The sequence below is a fragment of the Bacteroidota bacterium genome (genome assembly GCA_020402865.1).
Lineage (GTDB): Bacteria > Bacteroidota > Bacteroidia > Palsa-965 > Palsa-965.
In genome coordinates, this window is the sequence record JADBYT010000002.1 from 433,553 (window position 1) to 457,349 (window position 23,797).

The 23,797-nt window shown below is 49.2% G+C and carries 20 protein-coding genes; 7 read left to right on the plus strand and 13 right to left on the minus strand.

The window, feature by feature from the left end; genetic code table 11:
• Positions 1-17: 17 nt before the first annotated feature.
• The 7 genes from IM638_02945 to IM638_02975 all read right to left on the minus strand — a co-directional run bounded on the left by IM638_02945 (position 18) and on the right by IM638_02975 (position 6,201).
• Positions 18-656, minus strand: a complete 639-nt coding sequence (locus IM638_02945; protein ID MCA6361965.1) for a phospholipase — start codon at positions 654-656, stop codon at positions 18-20.
• Positions 653-1,855 (minus strand): beta-lactamase family protein, encoded by a 1,203-nt coding sequence (locus tag IM638_02950; protein MCA6361966.1) that lies wholly within the window; start codon positions 1,853-1,855, stop codon positions 653-655. The genes IM638_02945 and IM638_02950 overlap by 4 nt, the downstream gene beginning before the upstream one ends.
• 138 nt (positions 1,856-1,993) lie before the next feature.
• On the minus strand, positions 1,994-2,857 hold the full coding sequence (locus IM638_02955; GenBank protein ID MCA6361967.1) for a hypothetical protein: 864 nt from the start codon (positions 2,855-2,857) through the stop codon (positions 1,994-1,996).
• 77 nt (positions 2,858-2,934) lie between these two features.
• Positions 2,935-3,993 carry a DNA polymerase IV gene (gene dinB, locus IM638_02960; protein MCA6361968.1) on the minus strand — a complete coding sequence of 353 codons (1,059 nt, stop codon included), beginning with the start codon at positions 3,991-3,993 and terminating at the stop codon, positions 2,935-2,937.
• 130 nt (positions 3,994-4,123) lie between these two features.
• Positions 4,124-4,609: a hypothetical protein gene (locus IM638_02965; GenBank protein MCA6361969.1), complete on the minus strand. Its 486-nt coding sequence runs from the start codon at positions 4,607-4,609 to the stop codon at positions 4,124-4,126.
• The gene (locus IM638_02970; protein MCA6361970.1) at positions 4,609-5,832 is read right to left on the minus strand and encodes a M56 family metallopeptidase; all 1,224 of its coding nucleotides are present in this window, start codon (positions 5,830-5,832) and stop codon (positions 4,609-4,611) included. The genes IM638_02965 and IM638_02970 overlap by 1 nt, the downstream gene beginning before the upstream one ends.
• A gap of 3 nt (positions 5,833-5,835) precedes the next feature.
• Positions 5,836-6,201, minus strand: coding sequence for a BlaI/MecI/CopY family transcriptional regulator (locus IM638_02975; protein ID MCA6361971.1), 366 nt, complete (start codon positions 6,199-6,201; stop codon positions 5,836-5,838).
• A gap of 202 nt (positions 6,202-6,403) precedes the next feature.
• On the opposite strand from IM638_02975, the gene IM638_02980 reads away from it, so the two are divergent.
• On the plus strand, positions 6,404-7,588 hold the full coding sequence (locus IM638_02980; GenBank protein MCA6361972.1) for a hypothetical protein: 1,185 nt from the start codon (positions 6,404-6,406) through the stop codon (positions 7,586-7,588).
• Between the two features lie 83 nt (positions 7,589-7,671).
• Here IM638_02980 and IM638_02985 read toward each other — a convergent pair whose 3' ends face one another.
• Positions 7,672-8,661 (minus strand): hypothetical protein, encoded by a 990-nt coding sequence (locus tag IM638_02985; protein MCA6361973.1) that lies wholly within the window; start codon positions 8,659-8,661, stop codon positions 7,672-7,674.
• A 115-nt stretch (positions 8,662-8,776) separates the two neighbouring features.
• On the opposite strand from IM638_02985, the gene IM638_02990 reads away from it, so the two are divergent.
• Together IM638_02990 and IM638_02995 are read left to right on the plus strand one after the other, a co-directional pair.
• The gene (locus IM638_02990) at positions 8,777-9,346 is read left to right on the plus strand and encodes a sigma-70 family RNA polymerase sigma factor (GenBank protein ID MCA6361974.1); all 570 of its coding nucleotides are present in this window, start codon (positions 8,777-8,779) and stop codon (positions 9,344-9,346) included.
• A gap of 12 nt (positions 9,347-9,358) precedes the next feature.
• Positions 9,359-9,751: a hypothetical protein gene (locus tag IM638_02995; protein ID MCA6361975.1), complete on the plus strand. Its 393-nt coding sequence runs from the start codon at positions 9,359-9,361 to the stop codon at positions 9,749-9,751.
• Between the two features lie 371 nt (positions 9,752-10,122).
• On the opposite strand, the gene IM638_03000 is transcribed toward IM638_02995, so the two are convergent.
• From IM638_03000 to IM638_03015, 4 genes are all read right to left on the minus strand, one after another.
• Positions 10,123-11,622: a DUF2330 domain-containing protein gene (locus tag IM638_03000; protein MCA6361976.1), complete on the minus strand. Its 1,500-nt coding sequence runs from the start codon at positions 11,620-11,622 to the stop codon at positions 10,123-10,125.
• Between the two features lie 221 nt (positions 11,623-11,843).
• The gene (locus tag IM638_03005) at positions 11,844-13,343 is read right to left on the minus strand and encodes a DUF2330 domain-containing protein (protein MCA6361977.1); all 1,500 of its coding nucleotides are present in this window, start codon (positions 13,341-13,343) and stop codon (positions 11,844-11,846) included.
• Positions 13,344-13,367: 24 nt separating this feature from the next.
• Positions 13,368-14,855, minus strand: coding sequence for a DUF2330 domain-containing protein (locus tag IM638_03010; GenBank protein MCA6361978.1), 1,488 nt, complete (start codon positions 14,853-14,855; stop codon positions 13,368-13,370).
• 38 nt (positions 14,856-14,893) lie between these two features.
• Complete coding sequence (locus IM638_03015; GenBank protein ID MCA6361979.1) at positions 14,894-15,754, minus strand: RnfABCDGE type electron transport complex subunit D; 861 nt, start codon at positions 15,752-15,754, stop codon at positions 14,894-14,896.
• 350 nt (positions 15,755-16,104) lie between these two features.
• Between IM638_03015 and IM638_03020 the strand changes: the two genes are divergently transcribed.
• Genes IM638_03020 through IM638_03030 form a run of 3 tightly spaced genes read left to right on the plus strand, consistent with a single transcriptional unit; the run spans position 16,105 to position 21,094 of the window.
• Positions 16,105-17,784 (plus strand): aryl-sulfate sulfotransferase, encoded by a 1,680-nt coding sequence (locus IM638_03020; GenBank protein ID MCA6361980.1) that lies wholly within the window; start codon positions 16,105-16,107, stop codon positions 17,782-17,784.
• A gap of 9 nt (positions 17,785-17,793) precedes the next feature.
• Complete coding sequence (locus tag IM638_03025) at positions 17,794-18,807, plus strand: T9SS type A sorting domain-containing protein (protein ID MCA6361981.1); 1,014 nt, start codon at positions 17,794-17,796, stop codon at positions 18,805-18,807.
• 13 nt (positions 18,808-18,820) lie between these two features.
• Positions 18,821-21,094 carry a CotH kinase family protein gene (locus IM638_03030; GenBank protein MCA6361982.1) on the plus strand — a complete coding sequence of 758 codons (2,274 nt, stop codon included), beginning with the start codon at positions 18,821-18,823 and terminating at the stop codon, positions 21,092-21,094.
• Positions 21,095-21,319: 225 nt separating this feature from the next.
• Here the strand turns inward: IM638_03030 and IM638_03035 are convergent, their stop codons facing one another.
• Positions 21,320-21,787: a T9SS type A sorting domain-containing protein gene (locus IM638_03035; GenBank protein MCA6361983.1), complete on the minus strand. Its 468-nt coding sequence runs from the start codon at positions 21,785-21,787 to the stop codon at positions 21,320-21,322.
• 111 nt (positions 21,788-21,898) lie between these two features.
• On the opposite strand from IM638_03035, the gene IM638_03040 reads away from it, so the two are divergent.
• Positions 21,899-23,794, plus strand: a complete 1,896-nt coding sequence (locus tag IM638_03040; protein MCA6361984.1) for a T9SS type A sorting domain-containing protein — start codon at positions 21,899-21,901, stop codon at positions 23,792-23,794.
• The last annotated feature ends 3 nt before the right edge of the window (positions 23,795-23,797 follow it).

A 23,797-nucleotide genomic window follows, 5' to 3' on the forward strand; every position in this document is an offset into this window, starting at 1 on the left:
ACTGCGCTGGCAGCGTGTTAAAACATCCGGGCAAGCAATGCAAGAGCCTGCGGATCTATTTCATGTTCGCCCTGAAAGTGCAGATGCCGGAATGTGACCTGCTGGCTGCGAAGTTCGGTGAGTTGTATTTCGTTTTCTTCGGGCGAGATAAAACGGTCGTTGGAAGCGGTAAGCAGGGTGAGCCGGGTTTGCGGCGGTAGTGTAACCGGTTTCATATCGGGCGGGAAAAAGCCGCACCAGAGAATAAGCTCATCGGCCTTGGTGCGGCCACTATTCAGCCATCGGCACACCGTAGCAGCGCCTTGTGAAAAGCCGAGCACCACAATGCGTACATCCGCGTTAAGCGGTGCCAGCACTTCTGCTGCAACGGCATCGAGCGCGGCAATGTAGTCTTCAATATCGCGTAGCCGGTCTTCGCTGGTCATCCACGAAGCAGCGATGTCGCCTCCGCCTCCTTTCCGGTAGAAGCGGTGAAGACCTTCGGGAGCAACCAGCAGACGGCCGTGTTGGTTAAGTGGGGCAAACGATTGAAGGAATTGGGAGGCGAGTTGTGCATAGCCGTGGCATACAAACCACACTTCACGTACCTCGTGGCTGCTTTGTCCGAGCGTAAAGTAGCGTGCGGTTTTAGCAACCTTTATTTCGTGTTTCCTCATTTTTTCGGAGTCGTATCACCTCCCTCTGTGCCCTCGTCGGTTTGCCAGGGCAGGTAATGGGCGCCAAGCATGGCCAGTACCGGATCAACACGGTAAATGCTTTTGTTTACTTTGTTGCAGAGGATAATTACCGTTACATCATCACTTATTCCGCGATAGAAGGCAGTGGTGTAGCCATGCCACCAGCCATTATGAAATACGGCACGTGCACCATCGTCGAAAGTGCGGATGCGCCAGCCAAAGCCGTAATTCCACGTTTCCTTGCCTTTTAGTTCAGGACTGGCGCCGGTGAATGCGAGTTGCAGCGTTTCCTTTGTGAGTATTTTATGCTGCTTCAGTGCGCGGTCCCAGATAAACAAATCTTCCGGAGTGGAAATTACGCCCTTATCGCCGGTCACATTGTCGAAATAATTATCCTCCCAGTGTTCCCACTTTCTGAAATAGGCCAGTGCCCGGTTGTTAAGCCGCGATGTGTCCGTATTGACCCATGTGTTTTTCATGCCCAGCGGTTTGAAAAAACGGGTGTGCATAAAGCCGGCAAACGACTGTCCTGAAATTTTTTCCACCACCATAGCCAGCAACACATAGCCGGTATTGTTGTAGTCGAATTTTTCGTTTGGCCGGTGATCGGGCGATGGTTTGAGTTTGCGCATCAGTGCCAGCATGCTGTCGTTATTGAAATAAGCCGGCACACGTTTCTGTTCGCGATAGTAATCGTCGCAGAAATAGGTATAGGTAGGTAAGCCGCTGCGGTGTGTGAGCAGGTGGCGAATGGTGATGCCGCTAAATATGCTGTCGGGGAACCAGCGTTGCAGCGGATCGTCGTAATTCAGTTTTTTTTCCTGCTGCAACAGCATAATGGCAGCAGCGGTAAACTGTTTGGATACGGAAGCAAGTTGTATGCCCGACGAAAGTGTGAGCGAATCGTGCCGCGATACATTGGCCCATCCATAGGCTTTGTGAAAGAGCACCACGCCACGCTGCGCAATAAGCACTGAGCCGCTGAAATTGTTTGTAGCGGCCAGTTTTGCAAAATGCGTATCAAGCTGATAGGCCTTACGGTCGGCATCAATGAGTTTGCGCAAAATGGGCGTACTGTCAATAGCCACCGTGTCTTTTGTGGCCTTCTGTGCCTCGTTAGAACTGCACGACGAAAGCAAAAGCCACAGGGCTGAACTGCAGCAGAGGAGGGATTTCATTGGCTCAAAATTGCGGAAAATGAATGTGTGCTCTGCCATTGCCGCTTCCAAGTAATGAACAAATCCGGTGTTGATTACCACAAAAAAAAACAGCCGGTTCATAGCGAACCGGCTGTTTTTACGGGGATGTGAAATGAGTTATTCCACAACAATGACTGCATATTTTGATACGCTCCAGAATTTCTCGGCATCGGTAATTACCAGTTTGTTCACCTTGCCATCGTTGCCTTCAAACTTGTACGATGAGCTGGGGTGGGTGCTCGAGAGCTTGGCTTTCTTCATGTCGCCGCCAAGGCTGATTTCTTTAACCTGAGTAATATCAACTTTCTGGAAATAAGTAAGATCCATGGTTTCGCTGAGCTTTTGCGACTTGCCAATACCAATGAAACCGCCTTCTTTGGTGAGCACACCTTTTTTGATGAGTTCTTTGCTGGTTCCGTAGGCGTAGTAAGCTGTGTTAAGCTGCTCGGTTTTAGCGGCCGACTGCTGCTGCGATTCCTGGTAGTTCATGGTAAGGTTGCTCAGCTCAAGGTTAAGCGATTCGAGCTGTGCTTTGAGGGAGGTGATTTCCTGTTCGCGTGTGGCAAGCGAGGCTTCAAGGTTATCAATGGTTTTCTGCATTTCGGCCACTTTCAGATCACTCTGTTTGAGGCTTTTCTTGGCAGAGGCCAAACGCTGTTTGTTTTTCACCATCAGCTCATAAATAGCGGCAATATCGTTCTTGATTTGCTCTTCGCGGTTGGCTACATCGCCGTTGGCGGTTGAATTGGTGATGATTTTTTCTTTCTGCTTGATTTCATCGAGATTAGCCTGAATATCGTTGAAAGCACGGAAGAATGAATCGAGTGCTGCCTGCTTGGACTCCACCGTGGCGCTGAGTTCGCCATTTACGTTGGTGAGGCTGTCTTTTACAGGATCAGTCTCAGGTTTTTGTTCGCCTGAGCACGATTGGGCAAACCAGGCCAGCGGGGTAAGCAGTAAAATAATGAGCAGCTTTTTCATGCGCGTTTTTTTGTTGGTTGATGCAAAAGTAACGAAAACTCAGTTGTCTGATTGTGTTTTTTATTCGCCAAAAAATGTCAAAATAATTTCAGCTGTTTTTCAGGGCCAATATCGCTGAAACCCGCTACACCAAGGCCAATCAGCCGCACACGTTTTTTCCCGGCTTCGGTAAGTTGCAGTAATTCGAAGGCCGTTTGCAGCAATTCATCTTTATCCGGCGGAGCCAAAAGAGTTTTGCTCCGGGTAACCTGCTTAAAGTCGTGATATTTTACTTTTACCGTTACTGTTCTTCCGGCCAGTTCATACCGTTCGAGACGGCCCATAAGTTTATCAGCCAGACTGGTAAGCTCCTGCTTTAGCAGTTCCAGATCGAGAATATCTTCCGTAAACGTATCTTCCACACTTACCGATTTGGTTTCGCGGTCGGGCTCTACCGGCCTGTTGTCGATACCGCGTACAATCCGGTAGTAAAAGCGTCCGGTTTTGCCGAAACGTTTTACCAGCTCATCCTCGCTGAGTTGCTTGAGATCGGCGCCGGTATGCAGGCCCATGCTTTTCATTTTGGCGGCGGTTACCTTACCCACACCAAAGAAATCGGCCACGGGCAGCTGCTCCATAAAAGCCTCAATACGTGAGGGCCCGATAAACGTAAGCCCGTCGGGCTTTTGCATGCCCGAAGCCACTTTGGCCACAAACTTGTTTACCGATACACCCGCCGAAGCGGTAAGATGCGTCTGCCGTTTAATTTCGGCCTTTATTGACTTTGCAATTTCAATGGCCGAGCCAATGCCCTGCTTGTCGGCCGTCACATCTAAGTAAGCCTCATCAAGCGAAAGCGGCTCCACCAGATCAGTATGCGAATGAAAAATGGCCCTGATCTGTTGCGATACTTCCTTGTACACCGGAAAGCGTGGCGGAACAAAAATGCCCTGCGGACAAAGCCTGTAAGCCTCGCTGCCCGGCATGGCCGAGCGCACGCCAAACTTGCGCGCCTCGTAGCTGGCCGTGAGCACCACGCTGCGCCCGTGCGGCCAGCCCACTATTACCGGCTGCCCCTGCAGCTCCGGCGCATCACGCTGCTCCACCGACGCGTAAAACGCATCCATGTCGATATGTATGATTTTGCGGTCGGGCATTGGTGATTACAAAAATACATCCACTGCTTATCCGTTTTACAAAATGGCAGATGCTGATTTGCAGAACAAACAAGGCCGTGTCAACTAATTGACACAGCCCTGTCTGAACTGAATTTCAAACACTAATTATCTACTTCCTGCCATACACCACCGGACTGCATTGTGCAAAAGGTACCGGCGAGTGCACAGCAATTTTCTCCTGCTGCAAAAACAGCGTAACTAAGCGTTCAAATTCGGTGAGCCGCTCACCTGCAACCTGATTTTGTGGTTCAATGCCTTTGTTTGAAAACGAATAAATGAAATACTCCGCTTTGCCATTGGCATCAAAATACACCCGGTTGAAGCATCGCTGCTCCTGCTTAAATTCAAAACCATTCGCAGTAAGAAATGCAGCCAGCTTTTGAATAAACGCAGTATAAGCTGCACTAAATTTCTGCTGCGCATTTTCGGTTTTGAAAACAGCTAATGCAGTATCGGTATGCACTGCACTTACGTAATTGCTGTCCAGCCAGGATACACGAATATTTTCGCGGCTAATTTGTGCAAACGACATGACCTTTTGTGCGTCAAGTGCTTCGTACATCAGCAAAGCGGAGAGGAGAAACAGGAAGCGCATCAGAGTTTGAATTTTATGGGCAGCACCAGTTTGCTTGCTACAGCTTTGCCGTTTTCATTTGCGGGTGTCCAAACCGGCATCGCGCGGATCACACGAACGGCTTCTGCATCAAGCAATTCGTGAATGCCTTTTTTAACATTCACCTCAGTTATTTCGCCGGTTTCGGTAATGGTGAATTCTGTAAAAACGGTGCCTTGCAACTTTTGTGCTTTCGCTTCGGCGGGATATACAATTGATTTGGCAAGATAATCCATCAAGGCCTTTTCTCCGCCGGGAAATTGAGCCATTACCACGTCATCTGTTTCGGGAACGGCAGGCGGATCGGGAGGTTCAGGCGGTGCCGGTGCAGCAGCAGGTTCAGGCGGTGCCGGTGGTGCCGGAGGCGCAGGCGGATCAGTAATAAACGAATTGAAAAGCAGCATGGCACCTGCAAGTGGCAGCACCAGCAAATAAACCGGGCGCATGGTGTGGCGCGTAGGCATTTGGCGAAGCATGAGTAACCTCCTTTTTAGAAACGATGAATGAAACATGGAATGAACTAATGCAGAAGGGTTCACGCCCATAGCACGGGCCAGCAACACTTCTGAGTAATGCACGCGGTTGCCGCCGCAGGCCTTCTCGTCGGCAATAAACTCGTGCTGTATGCGCAACTGCCGCAGTGCCAACCGGTACAAGGGGTTGAACCACCACACACATTGCAACAATTCGTAAAACAATACATCAAGCGTATGCCATTGCTGCACATGTACACGCTCGTGTGCCAGCACGGCAGGCTTTGAAACGGCATCTATATTTACACCCACATACACACGCCCCAGAAACGAAAATGCTTCGCCCGCGTGTGTGCCCGATAAAGCAAACGCCCCGTCGGCACCGGGCCCTCGGCTGTGACGTATAATGGCAAACAGCCTGTAAAGCCTTGCCAGCAGCAGCAGCACACACACCAGCACACCTGTGGCGTAAAGCATCAGCACCCAATTCAATGAACCGCTTTCGCTTTGCTGTGCAAGAGTTGCGGCTCCGGTGGTAAACGTATCAAGCACCGCAACCGGCAGCACCGCAGTGTGCGTTTTCCAGTGCAGAAACGGAAACAACACACTGAAAACGGCTATGCCAAGCAGGTAAATGCGGTTGAACTGAAAAAACGTATATCGCTTCAGCAGTAAGGCGTACAGCACAAACAGCAGCGAAAAAGCCAGTGTGGATTTGAGCAGATACAGCATGACTTAGCGTTTTTTGTGTTTGGGCTTTTCATTCAGCAATTCATCCAGATCAGAAAGTTTCAGGTCTTTTTCCTTCACAAAAAACGATACCAGATTTTTGAATGATCCGCCGAAATAACCTTCCACTACATTATTCATTGTATGTCTTAAATATTCTTCGCGCGAAATGAGCGGATAGTACTGGTGCGTTTTTCCATATGCATTATGTGCTGCAAACCCTTTTGTTTCAAGTATGCGTACCACTGTGGATACTGTATTGTAGGCCGGCCTGGGTTCGGGAAGCAGCGCCAGAATATCTTTTACAAAGCCTTGCTCGATTTCCCAAAGCACCTGCATAATCTGTTCTTCGGCCGGGGTGAGTGTTTTCATACTGCCAGATTTACTGAATTATTTTCTGCAACAATTATATAACTAAAAGATTAGTTACACAACTATATTTATAGTAATTGGCTATTTTTGTCTGGTAAACGGTTCCTGAATGCATGATAAATGGCTGCCGGATTGTATCCGGTGTGTATTACTGCCAGATCATTATTGTGTTTCAGCTGACATCTGATAAAATCCTGAATCCATGAAACGAAGCAGTTTTTTACTTGCAATTCTTATTCAGCCGTTCCTGTTTTTTTCTGATACGCACAAGTCGGAAACCTATAAATTCAGTGCAGATATTGAAGCCGTACTTGAAGCCGATACGATGCCGTGGAAGTATCAAACCGGCGCAGTGATGTATTCTTTTGCCGGCGATTACCGGAATGCACTTCGGGTGTGGGATAAAGGAATGCATGCACGTAACTATATTCCAACTGCTGCAGACAGTGCACTATTATCCGGCAGTGTATGTAAGGATGCGCGGGAGTATATTATTAATCGCTCAAAAACTGAGCAGGTGATCATTATTAATGAAGCCCACCACAATGCAAGGCATCGCACCTTTACACGCGGTTTACTGGAAGGCTTGTATAAAAACGGTTACCGCTATCTCGGACTGGAAGCCATTTTTGATACGGCCATCAACGTGCGCAACTTTGCCACTTCCGAAACCGGTTATTATACCAATGAACCGGAGTTTGGTAATTTAATTTATGAAGCACGTCGTTTGGGCTTTACGCTTTTCAGCTACGAGGCTTCGGAAGGCAAAAACGGGAAAGCGCGCGAAATTGAACAGGCACAACACATACATGCTTTTATGAAGCAGCACACAAAAGGCAAATACCTTATTCATTGCGGCTACGATCATGTATTTGAAAATGAGGTGCGCAACTGGGAAAAAGCAATGGCTGGCAGGTTGAAGGAATATTCAGCCATTGATCCGCTTACGATTGATCAGGTGAAGTTTTCGGAAAAGAGTGAGCCAGCTCATACACATTATTTTGTGCGTTCAATAGAGGCAGTGCGACCGTTTGTACTGCTGGATAAAGACAATAAGGTGTTTAACGGAATCAGTGAACCGAAACAAACAGACATTACCGTTATTCATCCGCTTACGGTTTACTACAACCAACGGCCGCACTGGTTTACCGACGAAAAGGAAAGTTATGTGCTGCCCGAGAAAAAACGAATTAAATATACTTACCCGGTACTGATTCTGGCCTACCGTAAAAAGGAATACGAACAAAAAGGAATTCCGGCAGATCTTATTGAATTAAGTAACAACTCGACCCACCCCCGGCTGTACCTTAAAAAGGGCAAATACACACTGGTGGTAAAAAACAGGGATTACCAGATTGTGGATCGCTTTGACGTGAACGTCAAGTAGATGTCAGGCTCTAATTATTTTAAAAGTATTTCCTGTCATATTCCCGGTAGTCCCTGTCAAATCAAACTGCCGGTTTGGTTATTTTACTGCAAGCCGAACAGCAGCATAATTTTCCGCATTACTTCCTGCGGGCCAATGATGACAATAGGTAATGCAAATGCCATAATCCATACGGCACATACGGCAAGTTGCCCGGCGATGGAAAGGTTATAATCAACAGGTTCCTGCAGCAGGCTGCGCAGTCCGAGTTCCTCGCTGCGGCGTTGATCGTCCGGGATTTCGGCCCAGGTGTATTGGTCGATGTAGCCGAAAGACGTATCGTAAAGCGGCAAATACCTGCGCAGCCGCATAAATTCCTGATCGGTAAGCTCGTTGTAATTCTGCTGGAAGTCAACTCCGTTGGCCAGCATTTTGCGGCGTGCGGGCAGTGCTTTCCATTCCGACATGGCCATGCGTATGGCCATAAAACCGAGTAATCCCCAGAAGATGCTGCCGGTGCTGATTACCAGAATTACCGAAAGCACGACCACCGAGGCATGCATAATAATTGCGTAGATACCATCCTGCCTGCCCATGAGCATATTCATTACCCGCCCGCCATCAAGCGGCTGAAAAGGCAGCAGATTAAGTGCGTTGATGAATATGGCGATGAAAATGAGGTACTCGCCATATTGCGGAATTTCAAGGGGCAGTAAAAGCAGCACCGAGGCCAGCACCAATCCGGGCACCGGACCGGCCAGCGAAACGATTACTTCCTGCGACTGAATGCTGCGGCTTCGTTTACCGCTTACAAAGGCGCCGAGGAGCGGAATAAAGACCATACGCAGGCCTTTGAAACCGAAAAACCACATGGCCAGCAGGTGCCCCAGCTCATGCACAAGAAAAATGCCGGTAATGCCGCTGGCCAGCTGCCAGCTGCGCGAAAGATAGTAGAGCAGCAGCCAGGATAGCACCACACTGCCCGCAAACCAGAGCAAACGCCGTGAAAGCGGCTGAATGCGCTCCTCGCCAAAAAACATCGGCTTGAGCGGTTGCGGCGGCGGTTCGGGCGCAAGGGAGGTCTGTTCTTCCATATTATGCAAAGATACAACGCCATTTACTCGAAAAAATGCATCTTGCATACAATAATGCAGCCAGCCGCACCGACTATTCGTGTGTATGAAGAACGCGCTGCCTTTAAACACGGCTATGGCTGCTGAACAAAACCGGCTTCTGGAAGAGACGCTGCGCAGGGAACGCCGCCGACTGCTCGACTTCATCCGCAAGCGTATTCCTGACGACGAGGACCCTGAAGACATTGTACAGGATGTGTTCACCGAGTTGGCTGAGAACATGCGCATGGAGCGGGTGATTGAGCGCGTTTCGGGCTGGATTTATCAGGTAGCCCGAAACAAAATAGCCGATTTATTCCGCCGCCGCCGCAGTACTTCGCTCGAAGGCCTGTATTCGTCAACCGGCGATGACGGCGAAGAACGGCTGGGCCTGAACGACCTGCTGCCTGACGAGGCCGACGGGCCCGAAGCGGCTGTAACCCGGCGCGTACTCATGAACGAGCTGATTCTGGCACTCGACGAACTGCCCGAAGAACAGCGATGGGTGTTTTGGGAAAACGAAGTGGAAGGACGCACCTTCCGCGAACTCTCCGAGGCCTCGGGCGTTTCGCTAAACACCCTGCTCTCCCGCAAAAGGTATGCTGTACTCTTCCTGCGCGAAAGACTGAAAAACCTGTACGCTGATTTACTGAACGACAACACATAAAAATACAACACCATGAAATGGTTTTTTAAAATTCTGGGAGGTATAATCCTGTTTGGTGCACTCGCCTTTTTACTGGGCTGGGTAGTAATGTGGCTCTGGAACTGGCTTGTGCCCGAACTTTTTGCCGGACCCGTAATTACCTACTGGCAGGCCTGGGGCCTGCTCATCCTCTCCAAACTTCTGTTTGGCAGCTGGGCTAAAGGCGGTGGCGGACATCACCACCACGGTCCCGGTGGCTGGAAAGGCAAACAGGGAGGATACTGGAAAAAACGCTGGGAACGCAAACTGGCTGGCATGACACCCGAGCAACGCGAAGTATATATTAAACGTATGCGCGAGCGTTGCGGATGGAGTTGGGATTACGAAGAGCAGCCTGCTGCCGGTGATAACCCTCCGCAAAACTAATTCGATTACTAAAAAAGCCGCCCGTTCACAGGCGGCTTTTTTAGTTTTTGCCCGTATTCATTTGAACTAAATAGCCATTCAACCAGAGTAAATATTCAGATTGTCCGAATATTGATCGAGATGCACCAGTGGTGTAAATGTGTTTTTGATTTGTTTGCTGAACGCTCATCTTTGAAACCAATATCCCCCTTGTCAAATTTTGTACACCGCATTCACTTCAGCGAATAGTACAGCTGTTCTGTTCCAGTGAGGTTTATTGCCGTGTTACGAAATATGCAGGTTCACTGCAGCGGTTTGTGACTGAACTGTATGCAGCAGCGGCACCACGTGGTTGTGGTGCCGCTGATATTTTTAAGGAATTGTAATCACAATCAGGTGGTGGCCGGAACGGGATTTAAACGCTGGCGGCTGAGTGAGAAAATGACCAGAAGCAATGTACCTGCACTGAGCAGCCACACGGCAAGTGGTTGTTGCGGCGTATTGTTTCCTCCGCCTCCAAACACCGGCATCATTCCGCCCCGCTTGGGTTCATCGTCTTTATTGCGTTTGAGATACATGTTGTATTCCGCAGGATAATCACGATGTCCGTCGATGCTGCGGCCAGAGAGCCACTGATAGGTGTAAAGCTCATTCCAGCGGCGCTGCCCCAGCTCGCGTATGTATTGCTGGCCCGCACTGCAATCGAAACTGCCGCCGGCAGGATTGGTGAGTACGTAGCGTGCCTGATAGTTTTGCTTGTTGGGCGTTTCCTGAAACATGAGATCCTGCGGAAATGTAGAACGATTATACGTTACGTGCATGCGCGTGAAATACACAAATCCGCTGGCGCCGCCCCAGCCGTTTGATACCAGCCAGTTTACACCAGCTTCGGCCAGTTCGTTAAACATAGGCGGAGGCCCCACACAGGGATCACATTTCATGCCGCCGTTCAGCGTAACGTCCCAGGCATATTCCAGAAACACTACATTTTTACCTTCGCGCTTCCAGGTTTTTGAATACGTATCGCGGTAAAAATCGCTGAACTCATCGCGCACAAACAAAGGCACTTTCTGTCCTGTAGGCATGGGCACCGTGCGGTAATTGGTGGTTTCGATGCGTCCTTTGCGCGAAAACGCATACACCAGCATGTCCTGATCGCCGTTGGCATTGGCCATACCCAGACGAATAGGCAACATGAATTTTGGTGAATTGAATTTAATCTGAATCGGGCTCAGGGGCAATGAACCATCTACATTTTCACTGCCACCCTGTTTGCGGAATTCCTCCACATTTACCTTCACCACAAAAAACTTCATGTTGCTTTTGATATACGGATCAAGCACCTCTTTTGCACCGGCCGGAATTTTATAACCATTGTCATTCAGCCATCGCTCAAGCCCGCCCGATTCCTGTGCCGAAAGGATGAGAATATCATACTCACCTACCGTATATTTTGCCTCAATTTTTACCTGGTAATTTGCATCGTTCAGCACTATATCGGCAGCGCCTGACTTTTCTGATTCAGCAGCCATGGGCACAGCTGCATACCGGTCACGGTAGTAATACGTCTGGCAGGGATCTTCGTCGTAATACTCCACCAGACGCGGTGCAGAGTACGCATCAAGCTGATCGAAGATCATGCGGTTTACCACTTTGATGTCGTTCTTTTGCAACACAACCGGCACGGGCACTACCATCGCAAAATCATTTACCGGTCCGTTAAAATCGCTCGACATGGTGATGGTAGAAAGTTCGCCATCGCGCACAATAATTACCTGCGATGTTTTATTGGAAAGTTTAACATCGGCTTTTGCTACGTAAAAGCCGCAAAAGGCATTTGCATCTCCGGCAAGGAGGAATAATGCTGCGGCTGCTGTGAGTAACTGTTTCATGTGAAAAAGTATTGGGATGATTAAATCAGAACTACAGCTATGAGATGCAACAGAAAGAATCATTTCACACGCAGACAAAAAATTTCGGAATTCAGTTTATTTCAATAGAAAAAGCGGTTTCGCTGTAATGTGCAGATTTGGAGGCAAACCGGCTCAAAAGCGAAACCGCCACATTGCTTTCTCTTTAGTTAGAACCCATCAGGAGAAAGCAATAACGGGGGTTAGGAAACTACGGGGAGGCGTGTGCGGCTGAGTGCAAAGAATACAGCAGAGAGTGTAAGCAACGAGAGCACGAATACGGGTAAACGATTTCCGGGGCCATTGCCAGAATTGCCGCCGAAGGGGATGAGTTCGTTTTGTTTTTCTTTTTCGTGGCGTGCTTTTTCTTCGGGGGTGAAAGGGCGCATTTGTGCGTCGTACTGATTGAGATATGCCAGATCGCCGGGCGCTCTTTCGCCGGTGAGTTGCTGGTAATTGGTAAGTTCTTCGAGCCGGCGTTCGCGGAGTTTACGCAGGTAATGCTGTCCTTCGTAACAATCAAAACCCGAATAGCGCGGCGGAATATGCCTTACATAACGCGCCTGAAAGTTTTCGCGGTTGGGCGTTTCCTGAAACATGAGATCCTGCGGATAATGCGCCCGGTCATACGTTACATGCAAACGCGTAATGTAAACCTGTCCGGTGTTTGGCCCCGATACTGTAGCCCATGAAGCTCCGGCATCGTGCAAATCGTTTACATAAAGCGGCGTGCCCACACAGGGATCGCACGGCACCGGATTTTGTGGCGTTACATCCCACGCATATTCCAGAAACACCGCATTGCGGTTGTTTGCATTAAGCGACTGCTGATAAACTTTGTGGTAAAATTCGGTAAACTTATCGGCCACAAACACGGGCACATTCAGGTTGGTGGGAATGCTAACCGTGCGGTAATTTGTAGTTTCTATGCGTCCTTTTGGCGAAAGCAGATACACAATCATATCCTGCGCATCGGTGGCATTAGCCATACCCAAACGAATAGGCAGCATAAATTTGGGCGAATCAAATTCAATTTGAATGGGACGAAGCGGAAACACTCCATTGCTTACATACGGGTTGCGGCGGCGTACTTCATCCATGTTTGCCTTTACCACAAAAAATTTCATGTTGGAGGCGATGTACGGATCAAGTACTTCTTCGGCCTTATCGGGAATTTTATAGCCGTTTTGCAGCAGCCACTTTTTCAATCCGCCCGACTCAGTGGCCGAGAGAATGACCACTTCGTATTCGTCCACATTATACTGTGCTTCAACTTTTACGCCTGCCACCTCATCAAAGAGCATTACGGTAGAGGTTCCTGAAACAGTAGTGGTAAAGTTGTACGCAAACCAATTTACAGAGTCGGCCAATTGTCGCGGGCAAAGTTCGGGATCGTAATACTCGGCCATGCGCGGCGCGGTATAGTCGTTGAACTTTTCAAAAATGCTGCGCTCTTTTACACGAATCTGATTGCGTTTAAGCACTACGGGCACGGGCACCACCATAGCGAAGTCTTTCACATCGCCCTGAAAATCGCTCGACATAGTGACCACATTATTGTTGCCGTTTCGCGATACAATGACCTGCGAGGCTTTATTGAGCAGTGAGGCATCTGTTTTAGCTACGTAAAAGCCGCAGAAAGCCTGAACCGGTTGCTGCATCAGCAGCAGCGCGGCGAGCACGGCCGGTAAAAGTTTTTTCATGGGGTGAAGTGTTGGGATGTGCTATTAAGCCACAGTAAGCCGGCGGCGGCTGAGTGCGAAGAAAATGGCTGTGAGTGTGCACAGCGAAAGCAGGAATACCGGAAGCTGTTTACCGCCGCCTGTGCTGCCGCCATCCTCATTTCCGAAAGCAGGAATGAAATTTTCTTTTTTCGGTTTGCCGCTTTCGTCTTTCAGGGGGCGCATTTGTGCATCAAACTCACTGAGATAGGTCGTGTATTCGGAAGCACGCTCGCCGGTGAGGGTTTGATAGTTTGCCAGTTCTTCGAGACGGCGTTCGCGCAGGCGGCGCAGGTAGCGCTGGCCTTCGTCGCAACTGAACTCGCGGTAATAGGGCGGATTGCGGCGTACATAGCGCACCTGGTAGTTTTCACGATTCGGTGTTTCCTGAAACATGAGATCCTGCGGATAGTGTGCACGGTCGTAAGTTACATGCAGGCGTGTAAAGTAAACTTTGCCGTTTGCATCGCCCACACTGGCCCATTTTACGCCGGCCTGCTGCAAATCGGCCAGATAAAGCGGTGTGCCCACGCAGGGATCGCATTTAACCGGGTTTTGCGGGCTCACATCCCAGGCATATTCCAGAAACACCGCATTGCGGCCTTCTTCGTTGAGGCGTTTGTTGTAAATCTTGCTGTAGAATTCAGAAAAACGACTGGCTACAAACACCGGCACATCGGTATTGGTGGGCATGTTTACGGTGCGGTAGTTGGTGGTTTCGATACGGCCTGTACGCGAAAGTGCATACACAATCATATCCTGTGCTTCGGTTGCATTGGCCATGCCGAGACGAATAGGCAACATGAATTTGGGCGAGTTGAAACTGATCTGAATGGGGCGCAGCGGATACACACCGTTGGTCACATACGGATTGCGTTTCTTCAACTCATCCATATTTACTTTCACCACAAAAAACTTCATGTTGCTGAGCACGTAGGGCTGCAATACTTCTTCGGCCTTGCCGGGAATTTTATAGCCATTCTCATCAAGCCACTGCTTCAGCGCGCCCGATTCTTTGGCCGAAAGCACCACAATGTCATACTCATCAATGGTATATTCTGCTTCTACTTTTACCATAGAAGACTTCTTGTATTTTAAAGTTGGCGAGCGACTGACCGAAGTAAGCTGTACAGATTCAAGACGAGAATATTCTGCCACATCATCATACGGACGCGGACATACTTCAGGATCAAAATACTCGGCCATGCGTGGTGCCGAATAGTCGCGGAAGCGGTCGAAGATGTTGCGTTCGAGAATTTTTATTTCGTCGCGTTTAAGCACTACGGGCACGGGCACCACCATGGCAAAGTCTTTTACATCACCCTGAAAATCGCTCGACATGGTAATGGCCGAACGGTCGCCATCGCGTACAATAATTACCTGTGAGGCTTTGTTGGTAAGTGTGGCATCAGCCTTGGCTACATAAAACCCGCAGAAAGCGTGGAGCTGTGCAGCCAGCGCCGATGCAGCAAAAAGGAGAATATACTTTTTCATTTTGCAAGCGTGTAAGTGAGTGAAAAATGTAACAGCAACTATCGCTGCCATTTGAAATTTTGTCCGGGCATGAAGCGATTGAACAGCGGCACCAGCGGCGAAAGGCTGATGAGCGCCCAAAGCGGAGCAGTATGAATAAATGCTTTTGTGCTCAGCCACCAAGCCAGCACAGCCACCAGTGCCGCCCAGATGATGCGGGCCTTGCGCGAAAGCGGGGTAGCCATAGGATCAGTAATCATAAAAAACGAGAAGAGCAGGAGAGAGCCCGTGTTGAGCTGATGAAAAAAGAAATCGTGCGGCCAGCCGAGATAAAGCACATTGCGCACATAATTGAGGCCGAGGAATACGATAAGGAATGTAAACGCCGTATCAAGACGCTTTACTTTAAGCAACACCACCAAACCGAGGCAGCCCACAAGCATGAGCAGCAATGCACTGCTGCCCCACTGCCCCGGCGATACCCACGCATCGCCCGTAATGAGCAGCGCCATAAGAATGCCAAAGTTGGCCGGATTGAATACGTGCCGCCCCTGGATGCGGATGATAAATTTGCTTGAAATAGCAATTACAGCCGCCAGCACAAACGTCCAGATACTGTTGGCCTGCATCATCAAACAAATACTCATGGATGAAATGAGTGCGCTCTTTAAACCCGTCCAGTCTTTTGTGGTAAACTGTATAAACAAAGCCTGCACGGCAAGACAGGTAAGAATAATGATATTGAGCCGCAGCAACGAAATTTCCCAGCCCAGCGCAAACATGCCAAAGAGCAGAAAGGTAAGCTGAAATAAAACCTGATAATGACGGGCATCGCTGCTGAACCATGCGGCAATTTCGCGAAGCAACGGTGGTGTTAACGATGTGAGGCGGCTTCTGAGCGGAAGGAGAAGTGTGGACATGCAGATAATTTTTTGGGTTCTGCAGTAAGGATGCCGCGCCACGAATAATTCCATACAAATTCTCCAGTGTCAATTTCAAATTATTCATTTTCAATAATTTACAATACAACCTCCCTCATCTGCTTACATCCGGTAAGCATTTCCCATTATGGTCATATTTTTTTAACATGGCCCGAAGGATTACCCGGCCGGAAACGTCCAACACAGGAACAAACCAAACCCAACCAATCCTAATCAACTCACAAACTGATCGTTACATTTTACTGTTGTGCTGCAATAATCGCCCCCGGGCCTAATTCATCAGCGCATGGATAATGAATTAAGCGATCTAGTAAATAAAACGCTATCTGATGAAGCAGGTTTTGCGCTCACTTATTGCAACCATAATGCTAACTGTGCCTGTTGCCATTTCGGCACAGCAGTTTCCGGGTTATACACTTTACAGCACCAGCAACAGTACTACTGCACGGCTCATAGATACAGCCGGAGCGGTGTATCACACATGGACCGGACTAAGCGGTCAAACCGGCTATTCGTCGTATTTGCTGCCTGACGGGGTGTTGCTGCGTACGGTGAAAGTAACCAACAGCACCTTTACCGGCGGCGGCATGCATGGCCGTGTACAAAAGGTTGACTGGAACGGCACGCTGCTCTGGGACTACACCTACTCATCATCTACCTACTGCGCGCACCACGATGTGTGTGCACTACCCAACGGCAACGTACTGATTATTGCCTACGAACTCAAAAACAGCGCGGCAGTTACACAAGCCGGCTGCTCACAGGCCATTACCATGTGGCCCGATAAGCTGATTGAAGTGCAGCCAACAGGCGCCACCACCGGAACCATTGTGTGGGAATGGAACCTCTGGGATCATCTCTGCCAGAGCGTGGATGCAAACAAAGACAACTACGTTACTTCTACCGCTGCGCATCCCGAACTCTGGGACATCAACGCAAACATTACAAAAGAAATCTGGCACATGAACGGGGTGGATTACAACCCCATGCTTGATCAGATTGTGCTGAGCGCGCACAATACCGATGAATACTATGTAATTGACCACAGCACCACCACCGCCGAAGCAGCTTCGCACAGCGGCGGCCGTAGTGGCCGTGGCGGCGATTTCCTCTACCGCTGGGGCAACCCGTCGAATTATGGCCAAACCGGCACCACCAACTTCAACGTGTTGCATGATGCACACTGGATTCCCGAAGGCTGCCCCAACGCAGGCCAGCTTGTGGCGCTCAACAACAAAGGCATTTCGCAATCGCAATCGTGTGTGGATATGACGCAGCCTCCGCTTTCGGGCTTTAATTATACATACACAGCCAACACAGCCTGGGCGCCCGCCACTTACACGCAGCGGCTTACCTGCACGGGCGGTACCACCAACATGGGCAACTCCAATCAGCTGCCCAACGGCAACCACCTTGTGTGCCTTGCACTTTCCGGTACCATTTACGAAACCGATGCTGCCGGCAACACACTCTGGTCGTTTACCGCATCGGGCTCTGTGCCGCAGGCACACCGCTACGCTACCTGCTATGTGAACGCAGCTGCGCCAGCCACACCGGTAATCACCACAAACGGCAACACACTTACATCTGACCCGGCCACCACCTATCAGTGGTATTTAAACGGTACACAAATTGCCGGAGCAACTTCGCAAAGCTATACGGCCACTGTGTCTGGCACCTATCAGGTGCGCACTACCGATGCAAACGGCTGCAGCTATGCCTACTCAGCGTTGCTCGATCTTTCGGTGCCCACCGGCATTGCGGCATTGCCTGCCAGTGATGATTTTGGCATTTTTCCCAACCCGGCAGGTAATGTGCTTTACCTCATTGGTACATTTACAGGAAATGATTTCGGAATTCAGCTTGTGAATATGGCCGGACAAACCGTGCTCACCGAAAGCAACACGCGCGAACTCAATCTCAGCAACCTGCCCGAAGGCATGTACATTGTGCAGGTACGCACCGAATCAAACGCCATCATTACCCGCCGTTTAATCATTGCCCGATAATTTAGTGCTATGAAAAAAACAGTTTTTGTTTTTGTACTTCTCCTCGCTGCCGTTTGTGCCGATGCGAAAAAAGTAAAATTCTCAGTCGATATGTCGTCGTGGCAATTAACCGCAAACGGCGTTCATATTACCGGCGATTTTCAGGACGAAGCCGGTTTGGGCAGCGACTGGGATCCGGCTACGGCAGCCATGACACAGGATGCCGCTGATACAAATATCTATACGCTTGTAGTTGATCTTCCGGCGTTCCGAGCGTATGAATACAAGTTTGTAAACGGCATTTTCGGCTACGAGCAGGAGTTTGTACCGCTGCAGTCGCGTGTGAATTATAACTTCATTGACAGCCGCTGGATTTATCTGGATTCGCTGGACAATGATACGCTGGATATTGGTGCCATACGTTTCAGCGGTAATGCGCCTGCGGGTAAGCAGCTTGTGCGTTTTTACGTGGATATGCAAAACGAAACTTCGGTAAGTACCGCCGGTGTACACCTGGCAGGCTGGTTTCAGAACTGGAGCGCATCAGCCACGCGCATGTATTCGTTTGACGGGAATGTGTATGAATACTTAACTTATGTGGACAGCAACAATACCACGGCGGTGTATGAATACAAATTTCTGAACGGTAACACCCCGCCGGATTACGAAAGCCTGCAAAGCTGGTGTGCTTCGGCAAATAATTACCGCTACATTTCGGTAAACAGCGACACGATGCTGAATACGGTTTGTTTCAGCAGCTGCGGGGCGTGTACAACGGTGGGCATGAATGAAGTTGCAGCTGCGAAAGTGAATGTATATCCCAATCCGGCACACGATATACTGAATATGAATATGCCCGAAGGTGTAAATGTGTGTACCGTGCAATTGACAGATGCTGCGGGGCGAATGGTGTATGAATTGCAAAATGCAACCGCTGCACAAATGCAGCTCAACGTGCAGCAATTTGATGCCGGGTTATATGTGCTGCGTATAGCCGATGCGGCAACGGCTCAGGTATGGCAGCAACGTGTAATTATTAATTGATTCGCCACGCATAATGCAACCTTTACTTCGGATTAAGCTGCTGCTTTTGCTTTCGCTTGCAGGATGGAACACATCATACGCACAAGGCAGTTTTTATGCGCGAGATACCATTCAGGTAATCGACATTACGTTTGCGCAAAGCAACTGGGACTATATGCTTGACACGGCCAAAACGGGCAGCGACGGGTATATTCTTGCTGTGCAATGCGTGATAAACGGTGTGGTGTTTGACAGCGTGGGCGTGAAATTTAAAGGCAACAGCAGCTACGATTCAAGCCGTACAAAAAATCCGTTGCACATTGAACTTGATTACATTCACGGCAATGCCGACTATCAGGGTTTTGATAATATAAAACTCGGCAACGGATTTTCCGATCCTTCGGCGGTGCGTGAGGTGCTTGCGTTTGATATACTTGGTAATTATATGGATGCCCCGCGCTCAAATTTTGCGCGGGTAACCATAAATGGCAATTATTACGGCCTGTTCAGTAATACCGAGTCAATTGATAAGGATTTTCTGAGCACACACTTTTATTCGCAAAACAATTCATTCTTTAAGTGCAATCCGGTGAATGTGCTGAGCGGACAGGTGCCTAATTTGCTTTATCTCGGTCAGGACAGTGCAAACTATTACAGCCGTTACGAGATCAAATCGGCTTATGCCTGGAAAGAACTGATTGCGCTTTGTGATACGCTTGCCAATTCGCCCGCAAGTATTGATACGGTAATTGATGTGGACCGTGCGCTGTGGATGCTGGCGTTTAACAACGCGCTGGTTAATCTTGACAGTTATACGGGTGCGTTTGCACAAAACTATTATCTCTACCGCGATGACAACAGGCAGTTTGTGCCTGTTATCTGGGATCTGAACATGTGTTTTGGCGGATTTACCAATACGGGCACAGGTATATTAAATGTAAGTGCCATGCAGCAAATGACCCCGCTGTTGCATGCTACATACGGCGCCCGCCCGCTCATTGTAAAGCTGCTGGCCGATTCGACCTGCAACCGCATGTACATTGCACACATGCGAACAATTATGAGTGAGTTTGTGGCTAACGGTAGTTACCTGACGCTTGGGCAAAACCTGCAAACGCTTATCGACAGTTCGATACAGGCTGAAACGGCGCCGCTGTATCCTTACGCGGGTTTTCAGCAAAATCTTAATTCAACGGTATCGGGCATTGTGGGTATTTCCACACTTATGAGTGCGCGCGATACTTACCTCAACGGTACAGTGCAGTTTACTGCGGTGCAGCCGGTGGTAAGTGCAGTAACCGCGTCACCTGCAGCGCCGTTGCTTAACGGTACGGTTTACGTAACGGCTTCCATTACCAATGCCGCCCAGGTGTGGCTTGGTTTCCGCGATCAGGTGTACCGCCGCTTTTACCGTGTGCCGATGTACGATGATGGCCTGCATCAGGACGGTGCCGCAGGTGATAATGTGTATGGCGCATCATTTACGGCAAGTTCGGCGCTGATGCAGTATTACATTTATGCGCAAAATACCAATGCCGGCATATTTTCGCCGCAGCGTGCCGAGCATGAGTTTTACAGCATAATAGTTGCCACCACCACGCCGCAGGCCGGCGAAGTAGTAATAAACGAATTTGTGGCCAGCAATGCCGCCGGTGCTGTAAACGAAGCCGGTAACCACGAAGACTGGATTGAGCTTTACAACCGCACCGCCACACCGTTCAGCCTGAGCGGACTGTATTTGAGCGACGATGCCGGCAATGTATTCAAAAGCCCGCTGCCCGATGTTATAATTCCGCCCTACAGCTACCTTATTGTATGGGCCGATGGTAATGCGTCAACAGCACAATATGCGCATTGTAATTTCAAACTCTCGGCTGCCGGCGAAATGATTTATCTGAGTAATGCAAACGGCAATGTGCTTGACAGTGTAATCTTTGGTGCGCAAACAGCTGATGTGTCGTTTGGCCGTTGCCCGAATGGTTCAGGTGCTTTTCAGTCGTTTAATCCGCCCACATTCAATGCACTTAATACATGCCCGGCCGGCGTACAGGAAAATGCAGCCACAACAGTCAGTACCATTGCCTATCCCAACCCGGCAAACAATCAGGTAACGCTGTTCACCAACCACGCAAACGCGGTAAAAGCCGAGCTTACCGATGCTGCCGGGCGACTGATTGCACAAAGCATATTCTACAACGACAAAGCCGAAATGACCACCGCCGAATTGCCGCAGGGCATGTATTTCTTCCGCATTGCGAATGAAGAAGGAACATATATTGACAGCGGGAAAATTCTGATTATGCACTAGGGAATTGATTTGTTTGGTTTTTTGATGCACCAGACAGTATTAATTAGCCCCGGCTGCAGCGGCACCCCGCAGGAGCCCCTTTTTTAGGGGGCGACGAGGAGTATAGCGGAAGACGGGACAGGTGTGCATGAAAAGCACTTCAGCGTTTGCTCCTTTCCATCTTCATCATTCAATAAAAAAACTCAAGCCGGAAAAGCCTGAGTTTAGTATTGGGGTTACGAACGTTTACTGTTCGTACTTAATTACTTTTTTTACCCGGTATCCTTCACCCGTAAATAAGATGAGATAATACAATCCGGCAGGAAAAGACCTGAAGTCGATCTGAAACTGAATCTGATCGTTTACGGTAAGTGTATTTGTATAATGTATTTTCCCGAAACGGTCGAGTATCTGCACATATACAATATCTGGTAAACGCACCATTGCATTTACGGTAATGTAGTCGATGGGGGGATTGGGCGTAAAATCAAAATCCACATCATCGCAAATGGTGTTGCTTGTCCAGGAAATAAGTCCGGCATTTCGGGCAAAGCAGTCGTTGCGGTAAGTATAACCGTCGCATCCGCACACGGGCTCCCAGCGCGGATCGCAGGCGCCGCCAAACACAATGCGCGATGTATCAATACATGACTGGGCTGCTGCGGTGCCGGCCAGTGCGAAGACCAGATACAGTATTGCGAGGTAACTTTTCATTGAAGTAAAGTTAGCCATTCGTTTTGAATGAAGAAAACGAGCAGAGCAGGGTGGGAAATATGCGTATCTTTAATGGTGCGAAAATTATTGCCCCTTATCGCGTTGGTTTGTATGCTGAATCAGCTTTCGGCACAAACAGTTATTCAGGTAAATCCGTCTCAGTCGCCCGTGCAGTCTGTAGCCGATTTCAGGCCGGGCATTTTTTTTGTACCCAAAACGCAGGATGGTTTCAATGCATATTTTAACTCGAATACCCGTTTTAACGGTGTGCGGTTAAACATTATTGAAAGTGCGCTGAACAACAGCAGCAACCTTTCGCAATGCCTTGCTATTCTTGAGCAGTTCAGAACAGATGTGCTGGCGGTGAGTCAGCGCAGCCAGCAGCTGGTGCTGATTTTTGAAAAAATGCCTGCGTGGCTCAGCAGTTCAAACAACAGTGCGCCTGCGCAAACGCCGGGCTGGTCGGTGCTTAACACAAAGCCGCCGGCGAGCTGGACTGCCTGGCAAACGGTGGTGGACAGCATTGTAAGCAAGATAAACAATGCTTGGGGGCTTGATCCGTATTATGAAGTGTGGAACGAGCCCGACATTGGTTCGTGGACAGGCACGGAAGCTGAATATATGAAACTGTTCCGCACTACGCGTGCGGGCATTAAAGCGGCTGACGCCAGTGCAAAAGCAGGAGGCCCGGCTGTGAATTACTGGGCAAACGGACTTTCGCGCACGTTCATTCCCGAAAAAATACATGCTGATACGTTTGCCCGGCATTCGCTTATTGCACATCTGCTCGACAGCTTGGCCATTACGGCCGAGTTGCCTGATTTTCTTTCGTGGCACAACTTTACACCGGCCGAAGCCGATTTACTTCAGGCGGCCACAACCGTAAATTCATTTCTGAACAGTCGTCAGCTTCCTGCGCTCCCGCTTATTCTCAGTGAATGGAATGCGCCATCGGCCCTGCGCGATGTGCCGGCGGGTTTTGCCTTTGTGCAGCGGATAAATCAGAGTGCAGTACTTGATACGTATTATGCATTCGACTGCATTGCCGCCTGGCAGGATTTTTCGCCATCGCCGGTAGAGTTTCATCAGGATTACGGACTGATAAGTTACGGCGCGCTTGAAAAACCGGTTTGGAAAATGCTGCAGGTAGTGGAGAAGCATCAGCATTTGCCGTGGCATACGGCCACACAATTTAACTCCACATTCAATCTTACCAATTATTATTCGGTAAGCGGCGATACGTTGCGGCTGATGCTTACCAATCAGAATTTCCCCGGTATTCTTGCCGCATTTCAGGAGCTTGTGTACAGCGGCTGCACATCGGTAGCGCAACTCAATGCCGATGGTTACCTGAATATTCAAACGGGTGATGTGTCGCGGCTTGATTCGGCATTAAGGAATTTAATTACGGTAAGCGGTACACTTCCTTCAGATGCTTGCATATTAGCTGCGCAAAGTGTGTATGCGCAGCAGGATTCGTTGTGGCGGCAGGCGCTTGCTGTTCAGCTTCAGGTGCTCTATTTGCAGGGCAACACGGCGGGCAAAATGTATCGTATCGACTCGACACACAACAATATCATTTATCGTTATGATTCATTGCGCAGTGCCGGATACTCACAAGCAAATGCAATTACATACCTTCTTCCGCAGCAACAACTGCAGGGCGAAAACATTACGCTGACCAATGGTCAGTTTCAGTTTGCAATGCAACCCAACTCATTTATTATGATTGAAATTCCGGGTGTAATAACCGGACAAAATTCACCGGAATTTCTGAAAGCCGAAGTATTTCCCAATCCGGCCGGTGAGCAGGTGCATGTGCAATGCGAAACGCCGGTTGTATCATGGACACTCTGCAACATTCAAGGTCAACTGATAAACAGTCAAAGCAAAATAAACACAACCGCATTTTCAATTCCTGTAAATGAACTTGGCAACGGTGTGTATATATTGCATATTGAAACCCTGACCGGCCGCGTACAGCAACGCATTACGGTTAAGCATTAACGT